This is a genomic window from Sulfitobacter sp. 15WGC (genome assembly GCF_005068605.1).
In the GTDB taxonomy this organism is placed as follows: Bacteria; Pseudomonadota; Alphaproteobacteria; order Rhodobacterales; family Rhodobacteraceae; genus Sulfitobacter; species Sulfitobacter faviae.
The window spans coordinates 29,903-52,134 of the sequence record NZ_SZNL01000008.1 but is presented as its reverse complement, the minus strand read 5'-3'; the positions used below and the strand labels follow the sequence as shown (position 1 = coordinate 52,134).

The window sequence follows — 22,232 nt, the reverse complement described above, 5'->3', positions numbered from 1 at the left end:
GCGCCGCCCCGCACAGTGCAAGAGCAGATCGCCCGCAAATGCACCCCTCGGCGGCAATGCCCCGCCTGCCTGCCGAAACAGAAGGCGGGGCCAGCTTCTCCGTCTACTCTTCTTCCGCCTGCTGACGCTGCCAAAGCTGGGCATAGCGCCCACCTTGGGCGAGCAGCACCTCATGACTGCCCTGTTCAATGATCTCGCCCTTCTCCAACACGACGATGCGGTCGGCCTCGGCGATGGTCGAGAGGCGGTGGGCGATGGTCAGCACCGTGCGCCCTTGGCCCGCGCGGCGCAGCGCATCTTGGATCTCATGCTCCGTCTCGCTGTCGAGCGCGCTTGTCGCCTCATCCAACAACAGGATCGGCGGGTCTTTCAGCAGGGTCCGCGCGATGCCCACGCGCTGTTTCTCACCGCCCGAAAGCTTTAGCCCCCGTTCGCCGACCATGGTCTTATAGCCCTGCGGCAGTGCCATGATAAAATCGTGGATCTGTGCTGCGCGCGCGGCGTCTTCGACCTCTTCCTGCGTCGCCCCATCGCGGCCATAGGCGATGTTGTAGCCAATGGTGTCGTTAAACAGCACCGTATCCTGCGGCACCACGCCAATCGCCATATGCAGCGAATGCTGGGTCACGTCGCGCACGTCGTGCCCGTCGATCTTGAGCGCCCCGCCCGCGACATCGTAGAAGCGGAACAACAGCCGCCCGATGGTGGATTTGCCCGAGCCGGTCGAGCCGACGATCGCCACCGTCTCTCCGGGGCGCGCCTCAAGCGAGATGCCTTTGAGGATTTCGCGGTCGGTGTCATAGGCAAAGCGCACGTTTTCAAGCGTCACATGGCCGCCCGTCACCTTGAGATCCGGCGCGTTTGGCTTGTCGTCAATCTCGGCCGGTTGTTCGAGCAGGCCGAACATCTGCCCCATGTCCACCAGCGCCTGACGAATCTCACGGTAAACGGTGCCAAGGAAGTTCAGCGGCACGGTCAGCTGGATCATGTAGGAGTTCACCATGACGAAGTCGCCGACGCTCAGCTCGCCGCTTTGCACGCCCATCGCCGCCATGACCATGACCCCCACGAGCCCCGCGGTGATGATCAGGGCTTGGCCAAAGTTCAGGAAGGCCAGCGAATAGTTCGTCTTGATCGCCGCGTTCTCATAATCGGCCATCGCGGCGTCATAGCGCGCGGCCTCGCGCCCCTCTGCGCCAAAGTATTTCACCGTTTCATAGTTCAGCAGACTGTCGATCGCCTTTTGGTTGGCGTCGGTATCGCTGTCATTCATCTGCCGCCGCAGGCGCACGCGCCATTCGGTGACGGCAAAGGTGAACCAGACGTAGAGCGCAATGGTCACCGCCACGACCGCCAGATACCAGACGTCAAAGAGCACGGCGAGGATCACGCCCACGAGGATCAGCTCAAGGATCAGCGGCCCGATGGAGAAGAGCAGAAAGCGCAGCAGAAAGTCGACACCTTTGACCCCCCGCTCGATGATCCGGCTGAGCCCCCCGGTCTTGCGGGTGATGTGATAGCGCATCGAGAGTTTGTGGATGTGCTGGAAGGTCTCAAGCGCCAGCATCCGCAGGGCGCGCTGCCCGACGCGTGCAAACACCGCATCGCGGACCTGTTGAAAGCCCACCCCCATCAGCCGCGCCATGCCGTAAGCCACGGTCAGACCAATCGCGCCAAGCGCCAGCATCGGCGCGCCCTCGCCCGCCAGCGCATCCACCGCGTCGCGGTAGAAGAACGGCGTGGCGACGATGATCAGCTTCGACACCAGCAGCGCCAGCATGGCCAGAACCACCCGGCGTTTCACCCATGGCATATCCTTGGGCCAGAGGTAGGGCGCGACCTTGCGCAGCACCAGAAAGCCCGACTGCCGCTCGGCGGCGTCGATCATCTCGGCCTCTGTGGGGATGCGTTCGGGCTTGGGCGTCTTGCGGTCGCGCCGCCGCGCGGCGTTAGATTGGTCTGTATCGGCTGGCATGGGAATTCCTGAAGTGATTACAGGCTACATAGGCCCCATGGCCTTGGGTTGCCAGTACCGGGCGGCGCACAGCCGCTCTGCGCGCTGCGAATGCCGCCCCGGTTTTGGCCGCTTAGATCACTCCGATGCCGGGTCTTCGGGCAGGTCGAAAACCTGTCCGGGGTAGATCAGATCGGGGTCGCGGATATTCGCGCTATTGGCCTCGAAAACCTTCACATAGAGCAGAGGATCACCATAGCGCGTGCGCGTGATTGCCCAGAGTGTATCGCCTTTTTGCACCGTCACCGCGCTGAGCGGGCCGGTCAGCCCCTCGGTGGCGGCGGCCAGCACCTCGGGGGATTCGCGTTTGAAGGGGGTCTCTACCCGGCTGGTCACATCGCCGCCGCGGGAAAGCTCATCTACGCGCAGGGTATAGACGCCCTCATCGACATTGGGCAGATCACCCCGCCAGCGGCCCTCTTGATCGACCGGCAGGCTGATCACGGCGTTGTTGTTCAGATAGACGCGCACTTCGCGGGTGTCCGGCTGGGCACGGCCCGCCAGTTGCACATCGCCCTGATCGGAGTAACCGATGGTGTCGAGCGCCACATTGGTCATCACCTGCGGCGGCGCGGTGTCAAGCCGTTCGACCCCTTCGGCGGTGGATTTCAACACCGGCGCGGGCGCGGGCGGCTTCGCCGGTGCGGCGATGGTGTCGGGCTCCTCCGCAGGGGCGGGGTTCGTGGGCTCGGGCGCCGATGGGCTGCGGTCGGCGAGGTTCGGGGCCTCGGTCGCGGCGGCGGGCGGTGTTTGCGCGAGGGTGGCGTCTCTCTCAGTAGTTCCCGTCTCTGCCAGCGGGGTGGCTTGAGATGGCGCCTCACCGTCAGCGTTTGGCGCGGCGGTGTCGCCCTCATCGGTGCCGGTTTCCGCCACCGGCGTCGCTTGAGAAGGCGTGGCGCTGGTGCCTGCCCCCTGATCGGCGGCTCCGTCTTGGTCCCGCGGCGCGGCGTTCACGTCTTCAGCCGTACCCGTTCCCGCCATTGGTGTGGTTTGGGCCGGAGCGGTGCTGGTATCTTCGCCCTGCTCGGCGGCATCGTCTTGCTCTACCGTCGCGGCGCTCACGTCTTCGGCGCTGCCCGTTCCGGCCATTGGCGTCGCTTGGGACGGCGCGGTGTTGCTATCCGCGCTCTGCCCGGCGGCACTGGTTTGATCCAACGCCGCCGCGCTTTCGTCCTCCGCGGTGCCTGTTTCGGCCATCGGCATCGCTTGAGAGGGTTGCTCCGACGTTCTGCTCTCTACGTCAGCGGTCCCGGTATCGGAGAGCGGGGTGGCCTGAGCGGGGGCGGAGCCGACCTCCTCTTCGGCGATAGCCGGGTCTTGCTCTCTCGATGCGATTTCGTCCACCGTGTCAGCCCCCTCTGAAGTCGACTGGTCTCGGTCCGCCTCGACGTCTTGCGCGTCCGCATTGTCGGTCGCAGCGCGCTCCGCCTCTGCTGTGGCCGTTCCGGCCAGAGGGGTCGCCTGCTCCGCCTGCGCAGCGGCTGGGTTTTGACCCGTCGCTGCCGCGCTCTCCTCTTCAGCGTCGTTCGTAGTTGCCGGGATCGGCTCTTCCATCGTGGTCTCAGAGGTTTCAGGCTCCGCCGTATCAACCGACTGTGTGGCCCCCTCCTCAACCGACGCAACCGGGCTTTCCTCCGGCGCGATATCGGCCTCCGCCAACTGCACCGGCGCTGCGCGAGGGGTGAGAATAATCTCCTCTTCCGAAGCAAGCTCTGCCGCGCCGTCCTGGCCCAAAAGCGTCAGCACATGGCCCTTGCCATCGGGCGGGATCATGGCGAGGGTCGCGAATTTCCCGGCCCCATCGGCGGTAGCGCGGGCCACCTCTTCGCCATCCTTCAACACGGCCACGGTGCTGCCGGGCGCCGCGCGGCCCGCGATCACCGTCATCCCGTCGCTTTCGCGGCGCACTTCGTCAAAGGCCGGGGCCTGCGGCACCGCCTCGGGCTCCGTCGCCGCCTCACCCTCGGGGCCGACCGAGACACCTTTCACAGCATCTGGCACCAGCGTGGCATTCTCAAGGGTGGCATCGCGTTCGGGGAGCACGGCCACCGTCTCAGAGGCTGCCTCCTCCGGCGCGCCGCGCTTGCTGCCGATCCAAGCGCCAAGCGCCAGCACCGCCGCCGCAAAGGCGCCCGCCGCCATCGCCCCCATGCCGCCAAACCGGCCAAATCCCTTGAACATTCTCTACTTCCCCTGTGGTTGAGCCTTTTTAGCAAGCAGGCTAACAGGGGTCAAAAGCGCAGACGATCCGCGCCGAATTTTCCTAATCAACAGGACGCTTTACCATGCAACATTCTGTCTGTGTCTATTGCGGCTCCCGCCCCGGCGACGACGAAGCCTTCACCCAAGACGCCGAAACACTGGGCCGCGGTCTGGCCGAGGCCGGGCTGCGGCTGGTCTATGGCGCGGGCGATGTCGGGCTGATGGGCAGCGTTGCGCGCGCCGCCCAAACGGCAGGCGGCGACACCTTCGGCGTGATCCCCGCGCATCTCGTGGCATGGGAAGTCGGCAAGACCGATCTGACCCGCTATATCGTGACCGAAACGATGCATGAGCGCAAAAAGGTGATGTTCATGAACTGCGATGCCGTGGCGGTCCTGCCCGGCGGCGCGGGGTCATTGGATGAGCTTTTCGAGGTGCTGACATGGCGCCAATTGGGCCTGCATGAAAAGCCTATTTTCCTTGTGAACACAAACGGATACTGGGATCCCTTCATGTCGCTGATGAACCATGTCGTGGCCCATGGCTTTGCCGATGCGACGCTGCTGGATTACGTCACCGTAGTGCCGGATGCCGATGCCGCTCTCAGCGCTCTGCGCCGCGCCTTGTCCTGACGGAAGGTGCTGACGGAATAGACCGCCAGCGCGCACCAGATCAGCACGAAGGCCTGCACATGCCAGCCCGTGAAGGGCTCGCGAAACAGGACCACGGCGCAGAAAAACTGCAAGGTCGGGTTGATGTAGCTCAGCAATCCGGCCGTCGCCATCGACAGCCGCCGTGCCGCATAGCTGAACAGGATCAGCGGCGTTGCGGTGATCGGCCCGGCGAGTATCAGCAGCGCCGTATCGCGGAAGGAGGCCCCGAAGGCCCCCGCCCCATTGTCACCCGTTTGCCACAGCACGAGCACCGCAAGGGGCGATAACAGCAGCACCTCAGCGGTGACGGAGACGACCGGCCCCACCGCCAACCTCTTTTTCGCCAGCCCATAAAGCCCAAAAGACGCCGCCAACGCCATGGCGAGCCAAGGCGCAGTGCCCAAGCCATAGGTGAGCAGCGAGACCGCGACCGTCACCAGCCCCACCGCGAAAAGCTGTACGGGGCTCAGCCGCTCGGCAAAGACCAGACGGCCCAGCAGGACCGAGACCAGCGGGAAGATGTAATAGCCCAAGGCCGCCTCCGTCGCCTGCCCGCTCTGAACCGCCCAGATGAAGAGGTACCAATTCGTCGCGATCACCAGCGCCGCGAAAGCAAGCAGGCCGAAGGCCCGCGGCCCGACCATCGCGTCAAGGATCGCGCGCAGCCGCCGCTGCACCGCCAGCACGATCACGAAGAACACCAGTGACCAGAGGGTGCGATGGGCCAGCACCTCGGCGGCGGGCACATGCGACAGCATTTTGTAGAAGATAGACGACAATCCCCAGATACAGCAGGCCGCGATCATAGCGGCGAAACCCTTGGTGGTGTCGGTCATGGGAAATCCTTGGCGCGGTAGACTGCTTCCTTGTGAAGGCAATCAATTCCCGCGCCAAGGGAAAAGTCAGGCTTGGGCCAATTCCCCGGCCACGATCTTTTCAATCTCGTCGATGGGGTGGTTGGTCAGGGTCTTGGGGATTTCCCCTACCACCTTGCTCTGCACCTCTTTGTGGAGGTCATCGCGCAGGTCGCCCAGCACTGCCGGAGGGGCCACCAAGACGATCCGATCAAAGCGGCCCTTATGGGCCAGTTTGTAAAGGATGTCCGACAAGTCTTTGGCGAAGCGCTCTTTTTCCAGCTCATGCCAATCCGTGTCGTCAAAGGCAGAACGGTGCCCGCTCGGACCATCGCTCATCCGGCCGGGGCGGTTGGCGGCTTGCTCCCGCGCCGGTAGGTTCTCCTGCTCCTCCTTGCGCACGACCTGAAGATAGGGGTCTTCGCCGTCCGTGTAGTTTTGCAGGAAAAGGGCCTTTTCGCCATCCGCGATCAGCACCCATGTGTCTTGGCTGAGTTTGGTCATGAAGGCTCTCCATGGTTGCGTTTGTCTTCGCCGGTGACGCGGGTCACGCCGTCTTCGCCCTTTTCGGCGCGGCGCATGGCGTCTTGGGTGCCAACGTCCTTTTGCAGATCACCCCCGGCGCGGCCACCTTGGTCTGGCGTCTCGGTATCGGAGAGGAATTTTTCCGTCTCCTTGCTACCGTCGTTGGATCGCTTCCGCTCGGCCATGTTGTCCTCCTTTTTTTTTGTCGTGAAGTCTCAGGAGAAAAACATCCGCGAAGGGTCTTGGGTTCCAACGAAAAACCCCGCAGCAGGCTGCGGGGTTTCTGTCTTGTTCGGGCTAGCCGTAAGGCCGCACCGTCATATCACAGACGCTAGGCGACGTTGTCCCAGTTCACCCAGCCTGCGGCGTAGCCGTGGGCGTCGGTGACTGGGAGAGCGCCACACGCATCAGGCGCGAGCGGCTCTCGCACGCGCCGCCGCTAGATCACAGGCGCGACGCGACGTTGTCCCAGTTCACCCAGCCTGCGGCGTAGCCGTGGGCGTCGGTGACTGGGAGAGCGCCACACGCATCAGGCGCGAGCGGCTCTCGCACGCGCCGCCCCTAGATCACAGACGCGACGCGACATTGTCCCAGTTCACAAGGTTGTCGAGGAAGTTCGACAGGTAGTCGGGGCGCGCGTTGCGGAAGTCGATGTAGTAGGAATGCTCCCACACGTCACAGCCGAGCAGCGCAGTCTGGTCAAAGCAGAGCGGGTTCACGCCGTTCTCGGTCTTGGTGACCTTCAGGCTGCCGTCTTTGTCTTTCACCAGCCATGCCCAGCCGGAGCCGAACTGGCCTGCGCCCGCGGCCTTGAACTCATCCTTGAACTTGTCGACGGAACCAAAGCTCTCGGTGATCGCCTTTTCCAGCTCACCGGGCATCTTGTTGTCTTCGGGGCTCATCATTTCCCAGAACTGGTTGTGGTTCCACAGCTGAGAGATGTTGTTGAAGATGCCGGACTGGGCCACGGCGTTCGGGTCATAGGTGCCCTTGATGATCTCTTCGAGGGTCTTGCCCTCCCACTCGGTGCCCTCGATCGCCTTGTTGCCGTTGGTGACATAGGCGTTGTGGTGCTTGTCGTGGTGGTATTCCAGCGTTTCCTTGGACATGCCCTTGGATGCAAGCGCGTCGTGGGCATAGGGGAGATCGGGAAGTTCAAAAGCCATTTCTGGGCCTCCTCGTTTGGAAATTTCGCTGCGGCCACTTGATGGGGATCAAGCGGCAACGTCAAGGTCAACGTCTGCAAATCACATCCGTTCCGAGAGAAATAGTCAGTTTTTCTCCCGACTTACGCCGTTTGGAAATGGCCGACCGCGCTGCCGGGCTGGGCCGCGACGCAGAGCTGGTCGAACATATACTGCGCCACCGAGCGAAAGCAGATCACCTCAAAGGCGCCATCGTCCCGCAGCCAAAAGGCGGCGGGCACCTGCCCCATCCGCGTGCGGCGGAACATGCCGGGGGTGAATTGATCCGGGGCGAGGTCGACGGGGGCGAGCTTGGCCAGCACCTCCCGCGCATGGGGGCCTTCGACACGAAACGCCGCCCGCGCGCCAGAGACATCCATGGCGGTGGTATGGGTATCCTCGAAGGCCGCATGCAGCCGCGCCAGCACCTCGGGCACCTGCGCGTGGGGGCAAAAGAGCAGCAATTCATCGGGCGACATCCAAGCGGCCCCAGCATCCCCGGCGAAGCGGCATTGCCCCCGCTCGGGGCGCTCCACCCCGGTGAGTTTCTTGGTCACCTTGCGCAGAGAGGGCGTGTCAAGGTCACCGCGCATGGTGATCATGCCCATGGGTGCCACTTCGGAAATCACAGCGATACCAGCGTCATAGCGGGCGTTCTTCAATGCGCTTACGGGTTCAGACATTCTGTTTCTCCCCTTTGGGATCATAAAACACCGGATCGACGATCCGCGCCTCATAGGTCTTGCCATCGGTGCCGGGGAAGGTCAGCACCTCGCCCATCCGGTCCGGTCCATGCAGCACCAGCCCCATGGCGATGCCCCGGTCCAGCGTTGGGGAGTGATAGGAGGAGGTCACCCGCCCCTGCATCACCTTCTGGCCGTTCTCGTTCTCTCCTTCGCCAAGCGCATAGGCCCCATCCGGCAGGGTGCTGCCATCTGTGGTCTCAAGCCCCACGAGTTTCCAGCGGGTCGGGTCTTGCATATGGCTGCGCTCTTGCGCGCGTTTGCCAAGATAGTCGTCTTTCTTTTTCGAGATCGCCCAGTTCAGGCCAAGGTCTTGAGGGATCACCGTGCCGTCGGTCTCATCCCCGATCATGATAAAGCCCTTTTCGGCGCGCAGGATGTGCAGACATTCCGTGCCATAGGGCATCACGCCCAAATCATGCCCGGCGATCAGCAGCGCGTCCCAAAAGGCTTGCCCCTGTCCGGCCTCAACGGCGATCTCATAGCTCAACTCGCCTGAGAAAGAGATGCGGAAGACGCGGACCTTGAAGCCGCCCAATTCGCCCTCGGTCCACTCCATGAAGCCAAGCGCCTCGCGGCTCAGATCCATCCCGCCGAGTTTCTCCAGACATTTCCGCGCATTGAGGCCGACCACGGCCACCTGCGCGTAATGTTCGGTGGCGTTGACCACATGCACTTTCCAATCCCACCACTCGGTCTGGAGCCATTCCTCCATATGGGCATGGATGCTGTCGGCCCCGCCGGTGGTCGTGTGGCAGAGGAAGGTCTGCTCATCCAGCCGCGCCACAACGCCATCGTCGATCAGGAAACCATTCTCGTTGCACATCAGCCCGTAACGGCATTTGCCGGGTTTCAGCGTCGACATCATATTGGTGTACATCATGTCGAGGAACCGCGCCGCATCCGGGCCGCGCACGATCAGCTTGCCAAGGGTCGAGGCATCCAGCAGGCCGAGGTTCTGGCGCGTGTTCGTCACCTCACGCATCACCGCGTCATGGGTGCTTTCGCCGTCTCGCGCATAGGCGTAGGGCCGCCGCCACTGGCCGACCGGCTCCCAGACCGCGCCATTGGCTTCGTGCCAGTCATGTAGCGGGCTGCGGCGGATCGGCTGGAAGGTATCGCCCCGCGCCGCCCCCGCAATCGCGCCCATCGAGATCGGGTGATAAGGCGGGCGGAAGGTGGTGGTGCCGACGCTGGGGATCTCTGCATCCAACGCCCCGGCGAGCGTGGCCAGCCCGTTGATATTGCTAAGCTTCCCCTGATCCGTTGCCATGCCGAGCGTGGTATAGCGTTTGGCATGTTCGACCGAGACAAAGCCCTCTTGCGCCGCCAGCCGCACGTCCGAGACCTTTACGTCGTTCTGGTAGTCGACAAAGGTCTTCTCGCGCAGTTTGACGCTGGCGCCCTGTGGCATTTGCCAGACCGGCATCATCGGCGCTTCTTCGCGCCGGGCCGCCGTGGGCCCGGTCAGATCGCGCGGCAGTTTGAAGCCGAGCGATGTCGCCACCCCATCTGCGGCGGCATGGGCGTCATGCAGCACGTCGTCGAGGGCAAAGACCCCGGCTGCCGCCCCCGCTGGCGTCACGAAACCATGGCCGTCTGCCCCGGTGGGCGGGTGGTCCTGATCGGGGCGGAAACAGGCTTTTGCCCCATCCCACGTCAACTTGCCGCCGCAGTGCGACCACAGGTGCACCACCGGCGACCAGCCGCCCGACATCGCCACCGCATCGCAGGCGATCTCTTCCAACACGGCCCCTTCGCCTGCCTGCGAACAGACGGCCACACCGGTCACCCGCTTGCCCCCTTGAACCGAGGATACCGCATGGCCCATGACCACCCGAATGCCAAGCGCGCGGGCTTCGGCCACCAATTCGCTGTCTTGCGGCAAGACGCGGGCATCCAGCACGGCGGGCACATCAAGCCCCGCCTGTTTCAGCGCAATCGCCGTGAGATAGGCGTTGTCATTATTCGTCACCACCACGGTGCGGTCACCGGGTGAGACCCCGTAATTCGCCACATAGTCGCGCATGGCCGAGGCTAGCATCACGCCCGGCACGTCATTGCCCGCAAAGCTCAGCGGCCGTTCGATCGCGCCGGTGGCGGTGATCACATGGGCCGCCCGCACGCGCCAAAGCCGATGACGTGGGCCTGCGCTCTGGGGCGCATGATCCCGCAGCCGTTCATAGCCCAGCACATAGCCGTGATCGTAAACCCCTGCCCCCATGGTCCGGTCGCGCAGGTCCACATTCTCCATGCCGCGCAAATGGTCGAGCGTTTGGGCGATCCAGTCCTCCACCGGCGCATCGTCGACCGTGCCGCCGTCAACCGGCGCCCGCCCGCCCCAATGGGCCGACTGCTCCATCACGATGACACGCGCACCGCTCAGGCCCGCGGCCAAAGCAGCCTGAAGCCCCGCGACACCGCCGCCGATGACCAGCACATCGCAGAAGGCGTGGAAGTGTTCATAGGTGTCGGCATCTGCCGCCTTGGGCGCTTTGCCCAGACCGGCGGAATGGCGGATGATCGGCTCATAGAGATGCTTCCACAGCGGGCGCGGATGCATGAACATTTTGTAGTAGAAGCCCGCGGGCAGAAAGCGGCTGAGGTGTTTGTTGATCGCGCCCACGTCGAACTCAAGGCTCGGCCAGTGGTTCTGGCTTTCCGCGGCCAACCCCTCGTAAAGTTCGGTCGTGGTGACGCGGGCATTGGGCTCGAAATGCCCCTCTTGGCCAAGACCGACCAAACCGTTGGGCTCTTCGGGGCCGGAGGTCACGATGCCGCGCGGGCGGTGGTATTTGAACGAACGCCCGACCAGCACCTGATCATTGGCCAAGAGCGCCGAGGCCAGCGTGTCCCCCTCATAGCCGCGCATCTGCTTGCCGTTGAAGGTAAAGCTCAGCGGTTTGCTTTTGTTCAGCAGGCGGCCGCCTGTGGCCAGTCTTGTGCTCATCGTGGAAAACCTTGCGGGCTGAGGATGGGGTGAATACCGGGGCGAGAAACGAGGTCGGGGGTTAACTGGCGCGCTGCCACTGCCAATCAGGATGGCGTTTGCGGATCGCCTCAACGATGTGATCCGGCGGGGCAAGGGTCTGTGCAGGATAGCTGCCAAAGACTTCGAGCGTGGCGGTATCGCGGGCCATGTGGAACCACTTGCCGCAGCCATAGACATGCCGCCAACGCTCAAGATGCACGCCTTTGGGGTTTTCGCGCATGAAAAGGTAGCGCTCGAAATCCTCTTCGGAGCCGCCGGGGCCGATGCGTTTCAAATGCGCCTCCCCGCCGCCGTGAAACTCCGTCTCTTCGGCGGTAACATGGCAGCAAGGACAGGTGAGGATCAGCATGGGCAGGCTCCTGCGCGGGTAGAGAACGGCAAAACGCCGCCCCGGCGCGACAGCGCGGAGCGGCGTGAATCGTGAAAAGGCGACGCTGCGCGCGTGGCCGAGGGGGTTTTACTCGGTCGGGGTTGCGGCCTCATCGACGGCATCCGCTGTGCCTTCGGCAGCGCCCTCAATGGTCTCGCCAGTGCTTTCGGCTGCGCCTTCGATATTAACGTTGACGTCATTCGCGCCATCGAGGTCACCGCCCGCGAAGAGGAAATAGGCCAGCAAAGCCACCACGACGACGACCGCGCCCACGATGAAAGCAAGGCCGCTGCTGCCGCCGCGATCCGTCGTGGTCGTGGTTGTGGTGGTGTTGGTATGATCGACGTGATCCGTGCGGTTGTGATCCGGGGTTGCCATTGTTCAGCTCCGTTATATTCAATGTCTGAACGGGTAACCCCGTGCCGGGCACTGGCGTTCCCCCCCGCGCTGAGCAGCGGCGAATTGTGGCCGATCCACATCATCAATGCGCCACCCCGGCGGCCACGGATTCGTCGATAAAGCGGCCTTCGGCGAAACGCTCAAGCCCGAAGGCGTCGGTCAGGGGCGAATGCCCCTTGGCCATCAACTCCGCAAAGCCCCAGCCCGAACCGGGGATCGCTTTGAAGCCGCCCGTGCCCCAGCCGCCATTGATAAACACCCCCTCGACCGGGGTCTTGCTGAGGATCGGAGAGCGGTCGCCGGTGACATCCACGATGCCGCCCCATTGCCGCAGCATCTTGAGCCGCGAGATCATCGGGAAGGTCTCGACCAGCGCGCGCACCGTCTCTTCGATATGGTGAAAGCTGCCGCGTTGGGTGTAGTTGTTATGCCCGTCCGTGCCGCCGCCGATGACCATCTCGCCCTTGTCGGACTGGCTCATATAGCCGTGCACCGTATTGGCCATGACGACGACATCCATACAGGGTTTGACCGGCTCCGAGACCAGCGCCTGCAAGGCCACGCTTTCGATCGGCAGACGAAAGCCCGCCATATTCGCCAGCTGGCCCGAATGCCCGGCCACGACGATCCCCAGCTTGTCGCAGTCGATAGCGCCGCGTGTGGTGCTGACGCCAGTCACCTTGCCGCCCGTCTGGCGCACGCCGGTCACCTCGCATTTCTGGATGATGTCCATGCCCATATCTGAGCAGGCCCGCGCATAGCCCCAAGCCACCGCGTCATGCCGCGCGGTGCCGCCGCGGGCCTGCCAAAGCCCGCCCAGCACCGGGTAGCGCGGCCCGTCGATGTTGATGATCGGCACCAGTTGTTTGACCCGGTCCGGCCCGATGAACTCGGTCTGTACGCCTTGCAGGGCGTTGGCATGGGCCGTGCGTTTGTAGCCGCGCACCTCATGCTCGGTCTGCGCCAGCATGATGACACCACGGGGGCTGAACATGACGTTGTAGTTCAGGTCTTGGCTCATCGTCTCGTAAAGACTGCGCGCCTTTTCGTAGATCGCAGCCGAAGGGTCTTGCAGGTAGTTCGAGCGGATGATCGTCGTGTTGCGCCCGGTGTTGCCGCCGCCAAGCCAGCCCTTCTCCAGCACCGCGACATTGGTGATGCCGAAGTTCTTGCCCAGGTAATAGGCCGTCGCCAGCCCATGCCCGCCCGCGCCCACGATGATCACGTCATAGCGCTTTTTCGGCTGCGCATCCCGCCATGCGCGGGTCCAGCCCGTATGATGGCGCATCGCCTCTCGGGCCACTGCGAAAACGGAGTATTTCTTCATCACGTCACTTCCCGGCAAGGATTCGGGCCGCGCGGGCGGCTGTGCTCAGTTCTGAGCCTAGGAGCAGATATACGAAATGACCACCACGGCATTTGGACGCGGTTTTGCGACATGCGGCGCGATTGGTGAAAAATGCCGCAGGGCACGCGGCATTTGCGGGCTTTTGTCGGGGCCGGTCAAAGGTTAGGTAGAGGCCATGATATTTTGGTTTCTCTCTGGCGCGATGGCGCTTGTCGTGGGCGGTCTTTTGGCGCGGGCCGCTTGGCGCGGCGCGGATACGCCCCTGCCCGCTCAGGCGGACTATGATCTCAAGGTTTACCGCGACCAGTTGGATGAGGTCGAGCGCGATGTGGCACGCGGCATTGTCCCCGAGGCCGACGCCGCCCGCATCCGGACCGAGATTTCGCGCCGCATCCTCGCGGCCGATGCCGCCCGCGACGGTGGCCCTCAAACCGCTTCGCGCCCCGCGCCCTTGGTGCTGATCGCCGGGGTCGTAGCCTTGGGCGCCGGGTCTTTGGCGCTTTATTGGCATCTGGGGCAGCCCGGCTATGGCGATCTGGCCCTCGCCGACCGCATCGCCTTTGCCGAGGATATGCGCCGCAACCGGCCCAGCCAGCAAAGCGCGGTGGAGAGCCTGCCCCCCAGCCCCGCCACCGAAGGGCTGAGCGCCGATTACCTCGCCTTGATGCAACAGCTGCGCGCCACGGTCAAAGACCGACCCGAAGATCTGCAAGGGCAAACCCTTCTGGCGCAGAACGAAGCCCGCATCGGCAATTTCGCCGCCGCCGCCGAGGCGCAGGCCAATGTGCTGCGTCTCAAAGGCGCCGACCGCACCTCCAAGGATATCGCGGATTATGCCGAACTCTTGGTGCTGGCAGCGGGCGGCTATGTCTCGCCCGAGGCGGAAACCGCCCTGCGCGAGGTGTTGAACCGCGATGAGCAGGATGGCCGGGCGCGCTATTACCTCGGCCTGATGATGGTGCAGACCGGGCGGCCCGATGTGGGCTTTCGCATCTGGGATGCGCTGCTGCGGCGCGGGCCTGCCGATGCCCCGTGGATCGAACCGATCCGCGCGCAGATCGCTCAGGTCGCCGCCCTTGCCGGGGTGAATTACGAGATGCCGCAGATTGGCACTGGCACCCCCGCGCGCGGCCCTTCGGCCGAAGACATCGAAGCCGCCTCGGAGATGAGCGCGGATGACCGGATGGAGATGATCGGCGGCATGGTCGCGGGGCTGTCGGACCGTCTGGCCAGCGAAGGCGGCCCGCCGCAGGACTGGGCGCGGCTGATCACGTCGCTAGGGGTCTTGGGCGATACCGATCAGGCCCGAGCGGTCTATGACAATGCGCTCGAGGTCTTCTCGGGCGACAATGCGGCGCTGGACATGATCCGCAGCGCCGGAGAACGCGCAGGGGTGGCAGGATGATTTACGACGAAACCGCAGATTTCATCGCCGCCCTGCCCCCGATGCAGGCGCTGATCGGGCTGGACTTGGGTGAAAAGACCATCGGCGTGGCGGTGAGCGATAGTTTCCAATCCGTCGCCACCCCGCTGGAAACCGTGCGCCGCAAGAAGTTCGGCGTCGATGCCGCGCGGCTGACCGAGATCATCGCCGAACGCCGGATCGGCGGGCTGGTTCTGGGGTTGCCGCGCAATATGGATGGCACCGAGGGGCCGCGCTGCCAGTCGACCCGCGCCTTTGCGCGCAACTTCGACCGGCTCAGCCCGCTGCCGATCACCTATTGGGATGAGCGCCTGTCGACCGTGGCCGCCGAACGCGCGCTTCTTGAGGCCGACACCACCCGCAAACGCCGCGCCGAGGTCATCGACCATGTGGCGGCGGGCTATATCCTTCAGGGGCTTCTGGATCGTTTGCAGGTGATGCGCCGTGACTAAAAAGGTTTGGCAACGCGATGAGGTCGAAAGCCCCTGCATCAACATCTGCGTGGTGCATCCCGAAAGCCGTCTCTGCACCGGCTGTCTGCGTTCGATCGACGAGATTGGCCGCTGGTCCGCGATGAGCGCCGAGGAACGCCGCGCCATCATGGCGGAACTGCCCTCACGCGAGAGCGCCCATGCGAAACGGCGCGGGGGCCGCGCGGCGCGGCTGGCCCGGCGGCGCGACTAGGGCGGGCTCAGGCGCCGCGGCGCTGGACGATCTGGTTCAGGAAAATAAGGGCCGCTTCGCCGTTTGTGACATCCTGATACCCCACCGGGGCCGCGTTGTAGTTGGCGGCAGGCACAGCGGCGCGGGCGAAGGTCAGGCTGGTCTCACGGGTGAACATCCCATCGAAACGAAACGCCCGACGGCCCCGGCGCGCAGGTTTCCAATAAGCGAGGTCGCTGCCCTGCCCTTTGAGAATGATCGCTTTGGTCCCGCTTCGGCGCATCTCGTCACGTCCCTTGGTTCGGATGATTCTGCGTTTGTTATGGCATTTAGCCCGCGGTTTGTGTCGAGATTACGGCAATTTAGTGAACATTGTCCGAAATTGGGCAAAAAGAGCCGTATTTCGGCAGGAGTAAGGTCAAAAACGGGACGCCTCAGCCCCAAAGCGCCTTTCTGAGCATATTCAGCGCCACCAGTACGAGGAAGACGGCAAAGACCCGCCGCAGCGGTTTGGGGTCCATCGCATGGGCCAGCCGCACGCCCCAAGGCGCGGTGATCAGCGTCATCGCCACGACAATTCCAAAGGCTGCGAGGTTGACCGCGCCGAGGGTCAGCGGCGGGCGGTTCTGGCCGATGTCGACAAACAGAAAGGCAATCACCGAAGGCACAGCGATCAAGAGGCCAAAGCCCGCCGCCGTGGCCACAGCCTTGTGAATGGGCCGCCCGTGCAATGTCATCAGCGGCACGCCAAAGCTGCCGCCGCCGATCCCCATGAGCACCGACAGAAAGCCCACCATCGGCGACAGGAGCGCGCGTTTGAGGCCGCGCGGCATGGTCTCCCCCAAGCGCCACTCGCTCCGTCCAAAGCCGAGGTAGAGACCCACGCAAAGCGCCAGCCCGCCAAAGATCACCTGTAGCGTCTGGGTCCGCAATTGCGACACCAGCAGCACGCCCAGTATGGCCCCCAGCATGATCCCCGGTGCCCAAGTGCGCAGAATCTCCCAATCCACCGCGCCCTTCTTGTTGTGCGCATGAACCGAACGCGCCGAGGTGACGATGATCGTCGCCAGAGAGGTCGCAAGGCAAATCTGCATCAACTGCGGCCCGCCGTAGCCCAGCGATTGCAGCACATAAAAGAACGCCGGGACCAAGACGATGCCCCCGCCGACGCCCAAAAGCCCTGCCAAAATCCCGGCAAAACCGCCGATCAGGGCGAGCAGCACCAGCATCGGCAATAGATCGTTCAATTCTGGCATGAGCCCCTCCCCGGCTGTCTTTGGCTCTATCAAGCCGTTTCGCGCGAAGGGTTCAAGGCGATAACGCCGGGGTTGCACTTTGCCCAAGGCCGGTTAGGTTGCCCGCGACTGTGGGCCCCAAGCGCACCGACCGTTTGCCGCCTGCCCCATATGGCCCCGGCCATCCCATCCGAAAGGACATCTCGTGCTACGTTCAGCGCTCATTCTCGGGTTGCTGGGGCTGGTCGGCCCCTTCGCCATTGATATGTATCTGCCCGCCATGCCTGCCATCGCCGCCAGCTATGGCGCCTCTGAGACGGCGGTTCAGGCGACGATCACCGCCTATTTCATCGCCTTTGGGCTGGGGCAGCTTTTCTACGGCCCTTGGGCCGATCAGGCGGGGCGCAAACTGCCGATCATGGTCGGGCTCGCGCTGTTTCTGGTCGCCTCTTTCGGGGCGGCCTTCGCCCCTTCGATGGCGGCGCTGACCGGTTGGCGCGCCCTGCAAGGGCTGGGTGGCGCGGTGCTGATGGTGGTGCCCCGCGCGATCATCCGCGACCAATATACCGGGACACAGGCGACGCGCTTGATGGCGATGTTGATGTTGGTGATCTCGATCTCGCCCATGCTGGCCCCGCTGGCGGGCAGCGCGGTTCTGGCCTTGGCCGATTGGCGCGCAATATTCATCGCCCTTGGCGTTCTGGCGGTTGCCGCGCTGGCCCTCACCGCCACCGCCCAGCCCGAGACCTTGCCCGCAGAGCGCCGCGTTCGGATCAACCCGCGCAGCCTTTGGCGCGGGGCGAAAGTGCTACTGAGCGATCCGATCTTCATGGGGCTGACCTTTATCGGCGGCTTCGCCATGGGGTCTTTCTTTGTCTTCATTGCCTTCGCCCCCTTCGTCTATACCGGGCAATACGGGCTGGGGCCGACGGGCTTCTCGCTGGCCTTCGCGGTCAATGCGGTGGGCTTCTTCTCGGCCTCGCAATTGGCGGGATGGCTGGGCGAACGCTGGGGCATGCGCAGCCTCGTGCGGCGTGGCGTCGCGGGCTTCGTGCTCTTCTCCGCCGCGATCTTTGCCACCGCGTTGGTTACCGAGCCGGGCCTCTATGTGGTGATGGCGGGTCTGTTCTGCGCCAATGCCTGCCTTGGCGTGGTGGTGCCGACGGTGATGGTCGTGGCGCTGGACGACCACGGCGATATCGCGGGGCTGGCCTCGTCCTTGGGCGGCACCTTGCAGATGGTGGCCGGGGGCCTTTCCATCGCGCTGGCCGGGCCGTTTTTCGACGGCAGCGTCACGCCGATGTTGGGGGCCATCGCGGCCTGCGGTCTGGTGGCGGCCCTGCTCACATTGGCGCTGCTGCGGCCCCGCCCTGTGGCTGAACCCAGCGTCTGACCCTACCCCGCCGCGGCCACATCCTGCGCCGCGGCGACTTCGGCCAAAGCAGCCTCGACCAGTTCTGTACCCGCGCCGGGCTTATGCGCCCCTTCGGAAAGGATACGCCGCCACTGCCGCGCACCGGGCCGCCCGGCGAAAAGCCCCAGCATATGCCGGGTGATCTGCCCCAGCCGCCCGCCGTCCGCCAAATGGGCCTCGATATAGGGCAACATCCCCTGCACCGCCGCCTCAGCACTGCTGTCGCCGCCCTGCCCATAGATGCGCCGGTCTGCCGTGGCGAGGATATCCGCAGGCGCGTGGTAGGCGCTGCGCCCCACCATGACGCCGTCGAGCCCCGCATCGAGAAAGGCTTCGGCCTGATCGAGCGAGGTGATCCCGCCATTGACCGAGATGTGCAGGTTCGGGAACAGCCCCTTCATTCGGTGGACGAGGTCATAATCCAACGGCGGAATATCGCGGTTTTCCTTGGGGCTTAGCCCCTGCAACCAGGCCTTGCGCGCATGGATCGTCACACGGGTGCAGCCCGCCGCTACGATCCGCGACAGGAACTCGGGCAGGATCTCTTCGGGGTTCTGATCGTCCACCCCGATGCGGCATTTCACCGTCACCTCGACATCGCAGGCCGCGCGCATCGCGTCGACGCAATCGGCCACCAGCCCCGGTTGCTGCATCAAAACGGCCCCGAATGCGCCCGATTGCACCCGGTCAGAGGGGCAGCCGCAATTAAGGTTAATCTCATCATAGCCCGCCGCGGCCCCCAACCGCGCCGCCTGCGCCAGCTCTTGCGGGTCTGACCCGCCCAGTTGCAATGCAACCGGATGTTCCGCAGGGTCGTGATCTAGCAGATGCAACGCGCCGCCACGCACCAAGGCGGGGGCGGTCACCATCTCGGTGTAAAGCAGGGTCTCGCGGCTGAGCAGACGGTGGAGGTAGCGGCAATGGCGGTCGGTCCAATCCATCATGGGTGCCACGCTCAGGCGCGCGGCGCGGTAAACCTCGGCGTGAGTGAGTTTTTGGTCGCGCATGCGGCGGGCTCCGTCTTTGGGTCACGGCCTTCTGCACGCCTTTGCGGGGGTGGCGCAAGCTGTTCTTGTGCCACCCCCGCCCCCGCGCGGGATGTCGCGGAGGCGGGCGCGCCGCGTTACATCGCTGTCGCCGTTTCCGTCTGCGCCAGAATGCCCAACCGCGTGAAGGCCCGTTCGAGGTCGCGGTCACCGAAAGGTTTTTGCACCACGGCGCAGCGGCCCAGCGCTTCGGCAGCGGGCACTTCCGCTTGGCCGGTGGCAAAGATGATGGGCATATCGGGATGCGATGCCCGGACCCGGGTCGCCACTTCTTCGCCTGAGATATCTGGCAGGCCCACGTCGATCAGCAGCGCGTCGTACGCGCCAGCCTGCAGCCTGTCCAAGGTCTCCTGCCCCGAGGCGGTTTCCGTGACTTCGGTGCCAAGCCCGCTGAGGATATCCGCCAGATCGAGCCGGATCAGCGCGTCGTCTTCGCACAGCAGCACATGACGGGGCCGGTCGGGCTGTTCCTGCGCCGGAGTCTCGGTCTTGGTCGAGGCGACCGGAGCCGACGACAGCGCATCGCGCACCTTGATCGCCAAAGCGTCTTTGGTGAAGGGTTTGGCAAGGAACTGCACCCCGGCGTCGACCCGGCCATCGCGCACGATCGCATCGCGCGAATAGCCCGAGATGAACAGGATCGGCAGATCGGGCCGCTCGGCCTGAAGGGTTTCGGCCATCTCGCGGCTGCTGAACTCGCCGGGCATGACGACATCCGATATCACAAGGTCGAAGTCCGGCGCTTGCCGCGCTGATTTGAGCGCCGCCGCGGGGTCTTCTGCGGTGCGCACGCTATAGCCCAAATCCGTCAGCAAGGCGGCGGTGGCATCGCGCACCTCGGCGTCGTCTTCGACCAGCAGCACGGTCTCACTCCCGCCTGCGATCTCGGATGGGTCGTGCCACTGCAATGGCTCCGCCGCCGTCTCGGCCCGCGGCAGCAGCAGCGTCACCGTCGTGCCCGCGCCGGGGCGGCTGGCGATGGTCACCCGCCCGCCCGATTGCCGCGCGAAGCCATAGACGGTGGACAGGCCCAGCCCGGTGCCCTTGCCCACGGGTTTGGTGGTAAAGAAAGGGTCAAAGACCTTGGCCAGCGTCTCGGCCGGGATGCCGGGCCCGTGGTCGCTGATTATGACCTCAACGTAGTCGCCCGCCACCATGTCAGGCTCACCAAAAAGCTCTTCGGGGCCGACGTGCCGGTTTTCGACAGCGATCTTCAGCTTGCCGCGCCCCTCCATCGCGTCGCGCGAATTGATCACAAGGTTCAGCACCGCGTTCTGGGTGCTGGCCGCATCGGCATAGGCGGGCCAGAGGGCCTCGGGCGTGTCGATCTCGACCTCCATCCCCTCGCCCAAGGCGCTGCGCATGATGTCGTCGATATCCCGCAGCAGATCGCGCAGGTCGATCGAGCGGGGCTGCAACGGTTGCCGGCGGCTGAAGGCGAGCAGTTGCGAAGAGAGCGAGGCACCGCGCTCCACCGCGCGCATCGCCGCATCGATCCGCACCCGCGCAGGCGAATCCGCGGCGATCTCGCGCGCGGCCATGGTCAGGCTGCCGGTCATCACCTGCAACAGATTGTTGAAGTCATGGGCGATGCCACCGGCAAGATTGCCCACCGCCTCGACCCGCTGGCTCTGCGCCAATCGGTCATGCAACTCTTCCAGTTCGCGGTTGCGTTTCTCGACACGCTCTTCCAACGTCGTATTCAGATCGGCCAACTGGCGCGACAGTTCTTTTTGTTCGTGAATGTCGGAATTCGTGCCGACCCAACACATCAAAGCGCCTTGGTCGTCCCGAATTGGTGCGCCCCGCACCAGATGCCAGCAATAGGCCCCATCGGCCCGCCGCAGGCGAAACTCGGTCGCATAGACCGTACCGGTCTCTACCGCATGGGCCCAAGTCGCAATCGCCTCTGCGCGGTCGTCGGGGTGAATGATCGTCGGCCAAGCGTCGCCCACCAGACTGCCCGGTTCCGCGCCCGAAAAGGCGTAGACCTGATCGCTGATCCAATCGAGCCGCCCATCGGCGGTGGCGGTCCAGACATGAACCGGCATGGTATGGGCCATGGTGCGGAACCGCTCCTCGGCCTCGCTCAGCCGGGTTTCGGCAAGCTTATGGGCGGTCACGTCATGGCCTTGGATCATGATCCCGATCGTCTCGCCATGGACGTTGTCGAGCGGTTGGAACACGAAATCCACCACGACACGCTCCGCCGGACCATCGGCGCTGCGCCGCACCCATGCCTCGGCTCCATGTTGGCTGACGGCCTCCCCGGTCCGGTAAACTTCGTCGAGCATTTCGAAGAAGCCTTGGCCCGCGATCTCGGGCAGCGCCTCGCGGACGGGTTTGCCGATGAGGTCCCGTTGGCCAACCAGTTGCATATAGGCGGCGTTGACCGTGCGGAAGACGTGGTTCGGCCCCATGAGGGTGACCATGAAGTTCGGCGCCTGTTCGAAGATCATCTTGAAAAGGCTTATGCCGGTATCAAGCTCTAGGTTCTGCTGCGTCACCTCATGTGCACGGCGCATCACGGCGGCATGGGCAGAGCCCGTTCGCTCTTCGCCGGGGGTTTCTGCGATATAGGCTTCGGTCACATCCTGCGTGTGTTGCAAAAGGAATTCCACCTCCCCTTCCGGGCCCAGGATCGGCGTATGGGTCGCACTCCAATAGCGGTCTTCGGTCGTGCCGTCGGCCGTGTCGATCGGATAGGGAATGACCGGCAGGTGATCGGTGGTGCCGTCGCGAAACACCCGTTCGAAAGACGCCCGCAACATTCGCCCCGACTCGCTTTCGGGGTCCGAGGGGAACTCTTCGAACAGGACTTTCCCGATAAGCCGTTCCAACTGGCGGTCCGTGACCTGCAGATAGGCGTCATTGGCCCAGACCACCCGAAGCTCACTGTCCAACAATACGAAAGGCGACGGCGCTGCTTGGAGGATTCTTTCAAAGTCGTGGTTCATCTTGGGGGGTCTTCTATCCAATAGAAAGTGCTGATCGACAGGCCGAGGGCGCAAGGACGCCCGCAGCTGACAAGCGGTGCCCGCCACGCGGGGGCGGATTTCGAATGCGGGTCTACATGGTATCCTATCTCGGAACTGCCGGGTTTGGGCAATGGCGCCGCTGCGTTTTAAACGCGTTTCGGGCATAGTTAGCGCGCAATCTACCGAGTG

Annotated in this window: 20 protein-coding genes; 5 read left to right on the top strand and 15 right to left on the bottom strand. The window is 64.3% G+C overall.

Annotated elements, in window-relative coordinates; genetic code table 11:
• Positions 1-103: 103 nt before the first annotated feature.
• Positions 104-1,888: an ABC transporter ATP-binding protein/permease gene (locus tag FCK22_RS08530; RefSeq protein WP_067266467.1), complete on the bottom strand. Its 1,785-nt coding sequence runs from the start codon at positions 1,886-1,888 to the stop codon at positions 104-106.
• Between the two features lie 204 nt (positions 1,889-2,092).
• Positions 2,093-4,195: a LysM peptidoglycan-binding domain-containing protein gene (locus FCK22_RS19285; protein ID WP_067266425.1), complete on the bottom strand. Its 2,103-nt coding sequence runs from the start codon at positions 4,193-4,195 to the stop codon at positions 2,093-2,095.
• A 104-nt stretch (positions 4,196-4,299) separates the two neighbouring features.
• Between FCK22_RS19285 and FCK22_RS08520 the strand changes: the two genes are divergently transcribed.
• A complete protein-coding gene (locus FCK22_RS08520) occupies positions 4,300-4,848 on the top strand; it encodes a TIGR00730 family Rossman fold protein (protein ID WP_067266428.1) in 549 nt (182 codons plus the stop codon).
• Here FCK22_RS08520 and rarD read toward each other — a convergent pair.
• From rarD to FCK22_RS08475, 9 genes are all read right to left on the bottom strand, one after another.
• Complete coding sequence (gene rarD / locus FCK22_RS08515) at positions 4,785-5,705, bottom strand: EamA family transporter RarD (RefSeq protein WP_067266431.1); 921 nt, start codon at positions 5,703-5,705, stop codon at positions 4,785-4,787. The genes FCK22_RS08520 and rarD overlap by 64 nt on opposite strands.
• A 66-nt stretch (positions 5,706-5,771) precedes the next feature.
• Positions 5,772-6,227 (bottom strand): host attachment family protein, encoded by a 456-nt coding sequence (locus FCK22_RS08510; RefSeq protein WP_067266436.1) that lies wholly within the window; start codon positions 6,225-6,227, stop codon positions 5,772-5,774.
• Positions 6,224-6,433 carry a hypothetical protein gene (locus FCK22_RS08505; RefSeq protein WP_067266439.1) on the bottom strand — a complete coding sequence of 70 codons (210 nt, stop codon included), beginning with the start codon at positions 6,431-6,433 and terminating at the stop codon, positions 6,224-6,226. The genes FCK22_RS08510 and FCK22_RS08505 overlap by 4 nt, the downstream gene beginning before the upstream one ends.
• Positions 6,434-6,814: 381 nt before the next feature.
• Positions 6,815-7,414 (bottom strand): superoxide dismutase, encoded by a 600-nt coding sequence (locus FCK22_RS08500; RefSeq protein ID WP_067266441.1) that lies wholly within the window; start codon positions 7,412-7,414, stop codon positions 6,815-6,817.
• 122 nt (positions 7,415-7,536) lie between these two features.
• Positions 7,537-8,115, bottom strand: coding sequence for a sarcosine oxidase subunit gamma family protein (locus tag FCK22_RS08495; protein WP_067266443.1), 579 nt, complete (start codon positions 8,113-8,115; stop codon positions 7,537-7,539).
• Entirely contained in the window at positions 8,108-11,125 is a 3,018-nt protein-coding gene (locus FCK22_RS08490; RefSeq protein WP_067266448.1) for a sarcosine oxidase subunit alpha family protein, read from the bottom strand. The genes FCK22_RS08495 and FCK22_RS08490 overlap by 8 nt, the downstream gene beginning before the upstream one ends.
• Before the next feature lie 61 nt (positions 11,126-11,186).
• A complete protein-coding gene (locus FCK22_RS08485; protein WP_067266451.1) occupies positions 11,187-11,516 on the bottom strand; it encodes a sarcosine oxidase subunit delta in 330 nt (109 codons plus the stop codon).
• 108 nt (positions 11,517-11,624) lie between these two features.
• On the bottom strand, positions 11,625-11,915 hold the full coding sequence (locus FCK22_RS08480) for a hypothetical protein (RefSeq protein WP_067266453.1): 291 nt from the start codon (positions 11,913-11,915) through the stop codon (positions 11,625-11,627).
• 103 nt (positions 11,916-12,018) lie between these two features.
• Positions 12,019-13,263 carry a sarcosine oxidase subunit beta family protein gene (locus tag FCK22_RS08475; RefSeq protein ID WP_067266456.1) on the bottom strand — a complete coding sequence of 415 codons (1,245 nt, stop codon included), beginning with the start codon at positions 13,261-13,263 and terminating at the stop codon, positions 12,019-12,021.
• A gap of 196 nt (positions 13,264-13,459) precedes the next feature.
• Between FCK22_RS08475 and ccmI the strand changes: the two genes are divergently transcribed.
• From ccmI to FCK22_RS08460, 3 genes are read left to right on the top strand one after another with little or no spacing between them, the layout of a single operon-like run.
• Complete coding sequence (gene ccmI, locus FCK22_RS08470; RefSeq protein ID WP_136720372.1) at positions 13,460-14,689, top strand: c-type cytochrome biogenesis protein CcmI; 1,230 nt, start codon at positions 13,460-13,462, stop codon at positions 14,687-14,689.
• A complete protein-coding gene (gene ruvX, locus FCK22_RS08465) occupies positions 14,686-15,159 on the top strand; it encodes a Holliday junction resolvase RuvX (RefSeq protein ID WP_067264722.1) in 474 nt (157 codons plus the stop codon). The genes ccmI and ruvX overlap by 4 nt, the downstream gene beginning before the upstream one ends.
• Positions 15,152-15,391 carry a DUF1289 domain-containing protein gene (locus FCK22_RS08460; protein ID WP_067264719.1) on the top strand — a complete coding sequence of 80 codons (240 nt, stop codon included), beginning with the start codon at positions 15,152-15,154 and terminating at the stop codon, positions 15,389-15,391. Before ruvX ends, FCK22_RS08460 begins: the two co-directional genes overlap by 8 nt.
• A gap of 7 nt (positions 15,392-15,398) precedes the next feature.
• Here the strand turns inward: FCK22_RS08460 and FCK22_RS08455 are convergent, their stop codons facing one another.
• A complete protein-coding gene (locus FCK22_RS08455) occupies positions 15,399-15,653 on the bottom strand; it encodes a hypothetical protein (protein WP_067264716.1) in 255 nt (84 codons plus the stop codon).
• A gap of 151 nt (positions 15,654-15,804) precedes the next feature.
• Positions 15,805-16,626, bottom strand: coding sequence for a sulfite exporter TauE/SafE family protein (locus FCK22_RS08450; RefSeq protein WP_067264714.1), 822 nt, complete (start codon positions 16,624-16,626; stop codon positions 15,805-15,807).
• A gap of 184 nt (positions 16,627-16,810) precedes the next feature.
• Here FCK22_RS08450 and FCK22_RS08445 point away from each other — a divergent pair, with 184 nt between their 5' ends.
• Positions 16,811-17,998, top strand: coding sequence for a multidrug effflux MFS transporter (locus FCK22_RS08445; protein ID WP_067264712.1), 1,188 nt, complete (start codon positions 16,811-16,813; stop codon positions 17,996-17,998).
• A 2-nt stretch (positions 17,999-18,000) separates the two neighbouring features.
• Here the strand turns inward: FCK22_RS08445 and dusA are convergent, their stop codons facing one another.
• Positions 18,001-19,026, bottom strand: a complete 1,026-nt coding sequence (dusA, locus tag FCK22_RS08440; protein ID WP_067264710.1) for a tRNA dihydrouridine(20/20a) synthase DusA — start codon at positions 19,024-19,026, stop codon at positions 18,001-18,003.
• A gap of 116 nt (positions 19,027-19,142) precedes the next feature.
• Positions 19,143-22,022: a response regulator gene (locus tag FCK22_RS08435; RefSeq protein WP_136720371.1), complete on the bottom strand. Its 2,880-nt coding sequence runs from the start codon at positions 22,020-22,022 to the stop codon at positions 19,143-19,145.
• Positions 22,023-22,232: the final 210 nt, after the last annotated feature.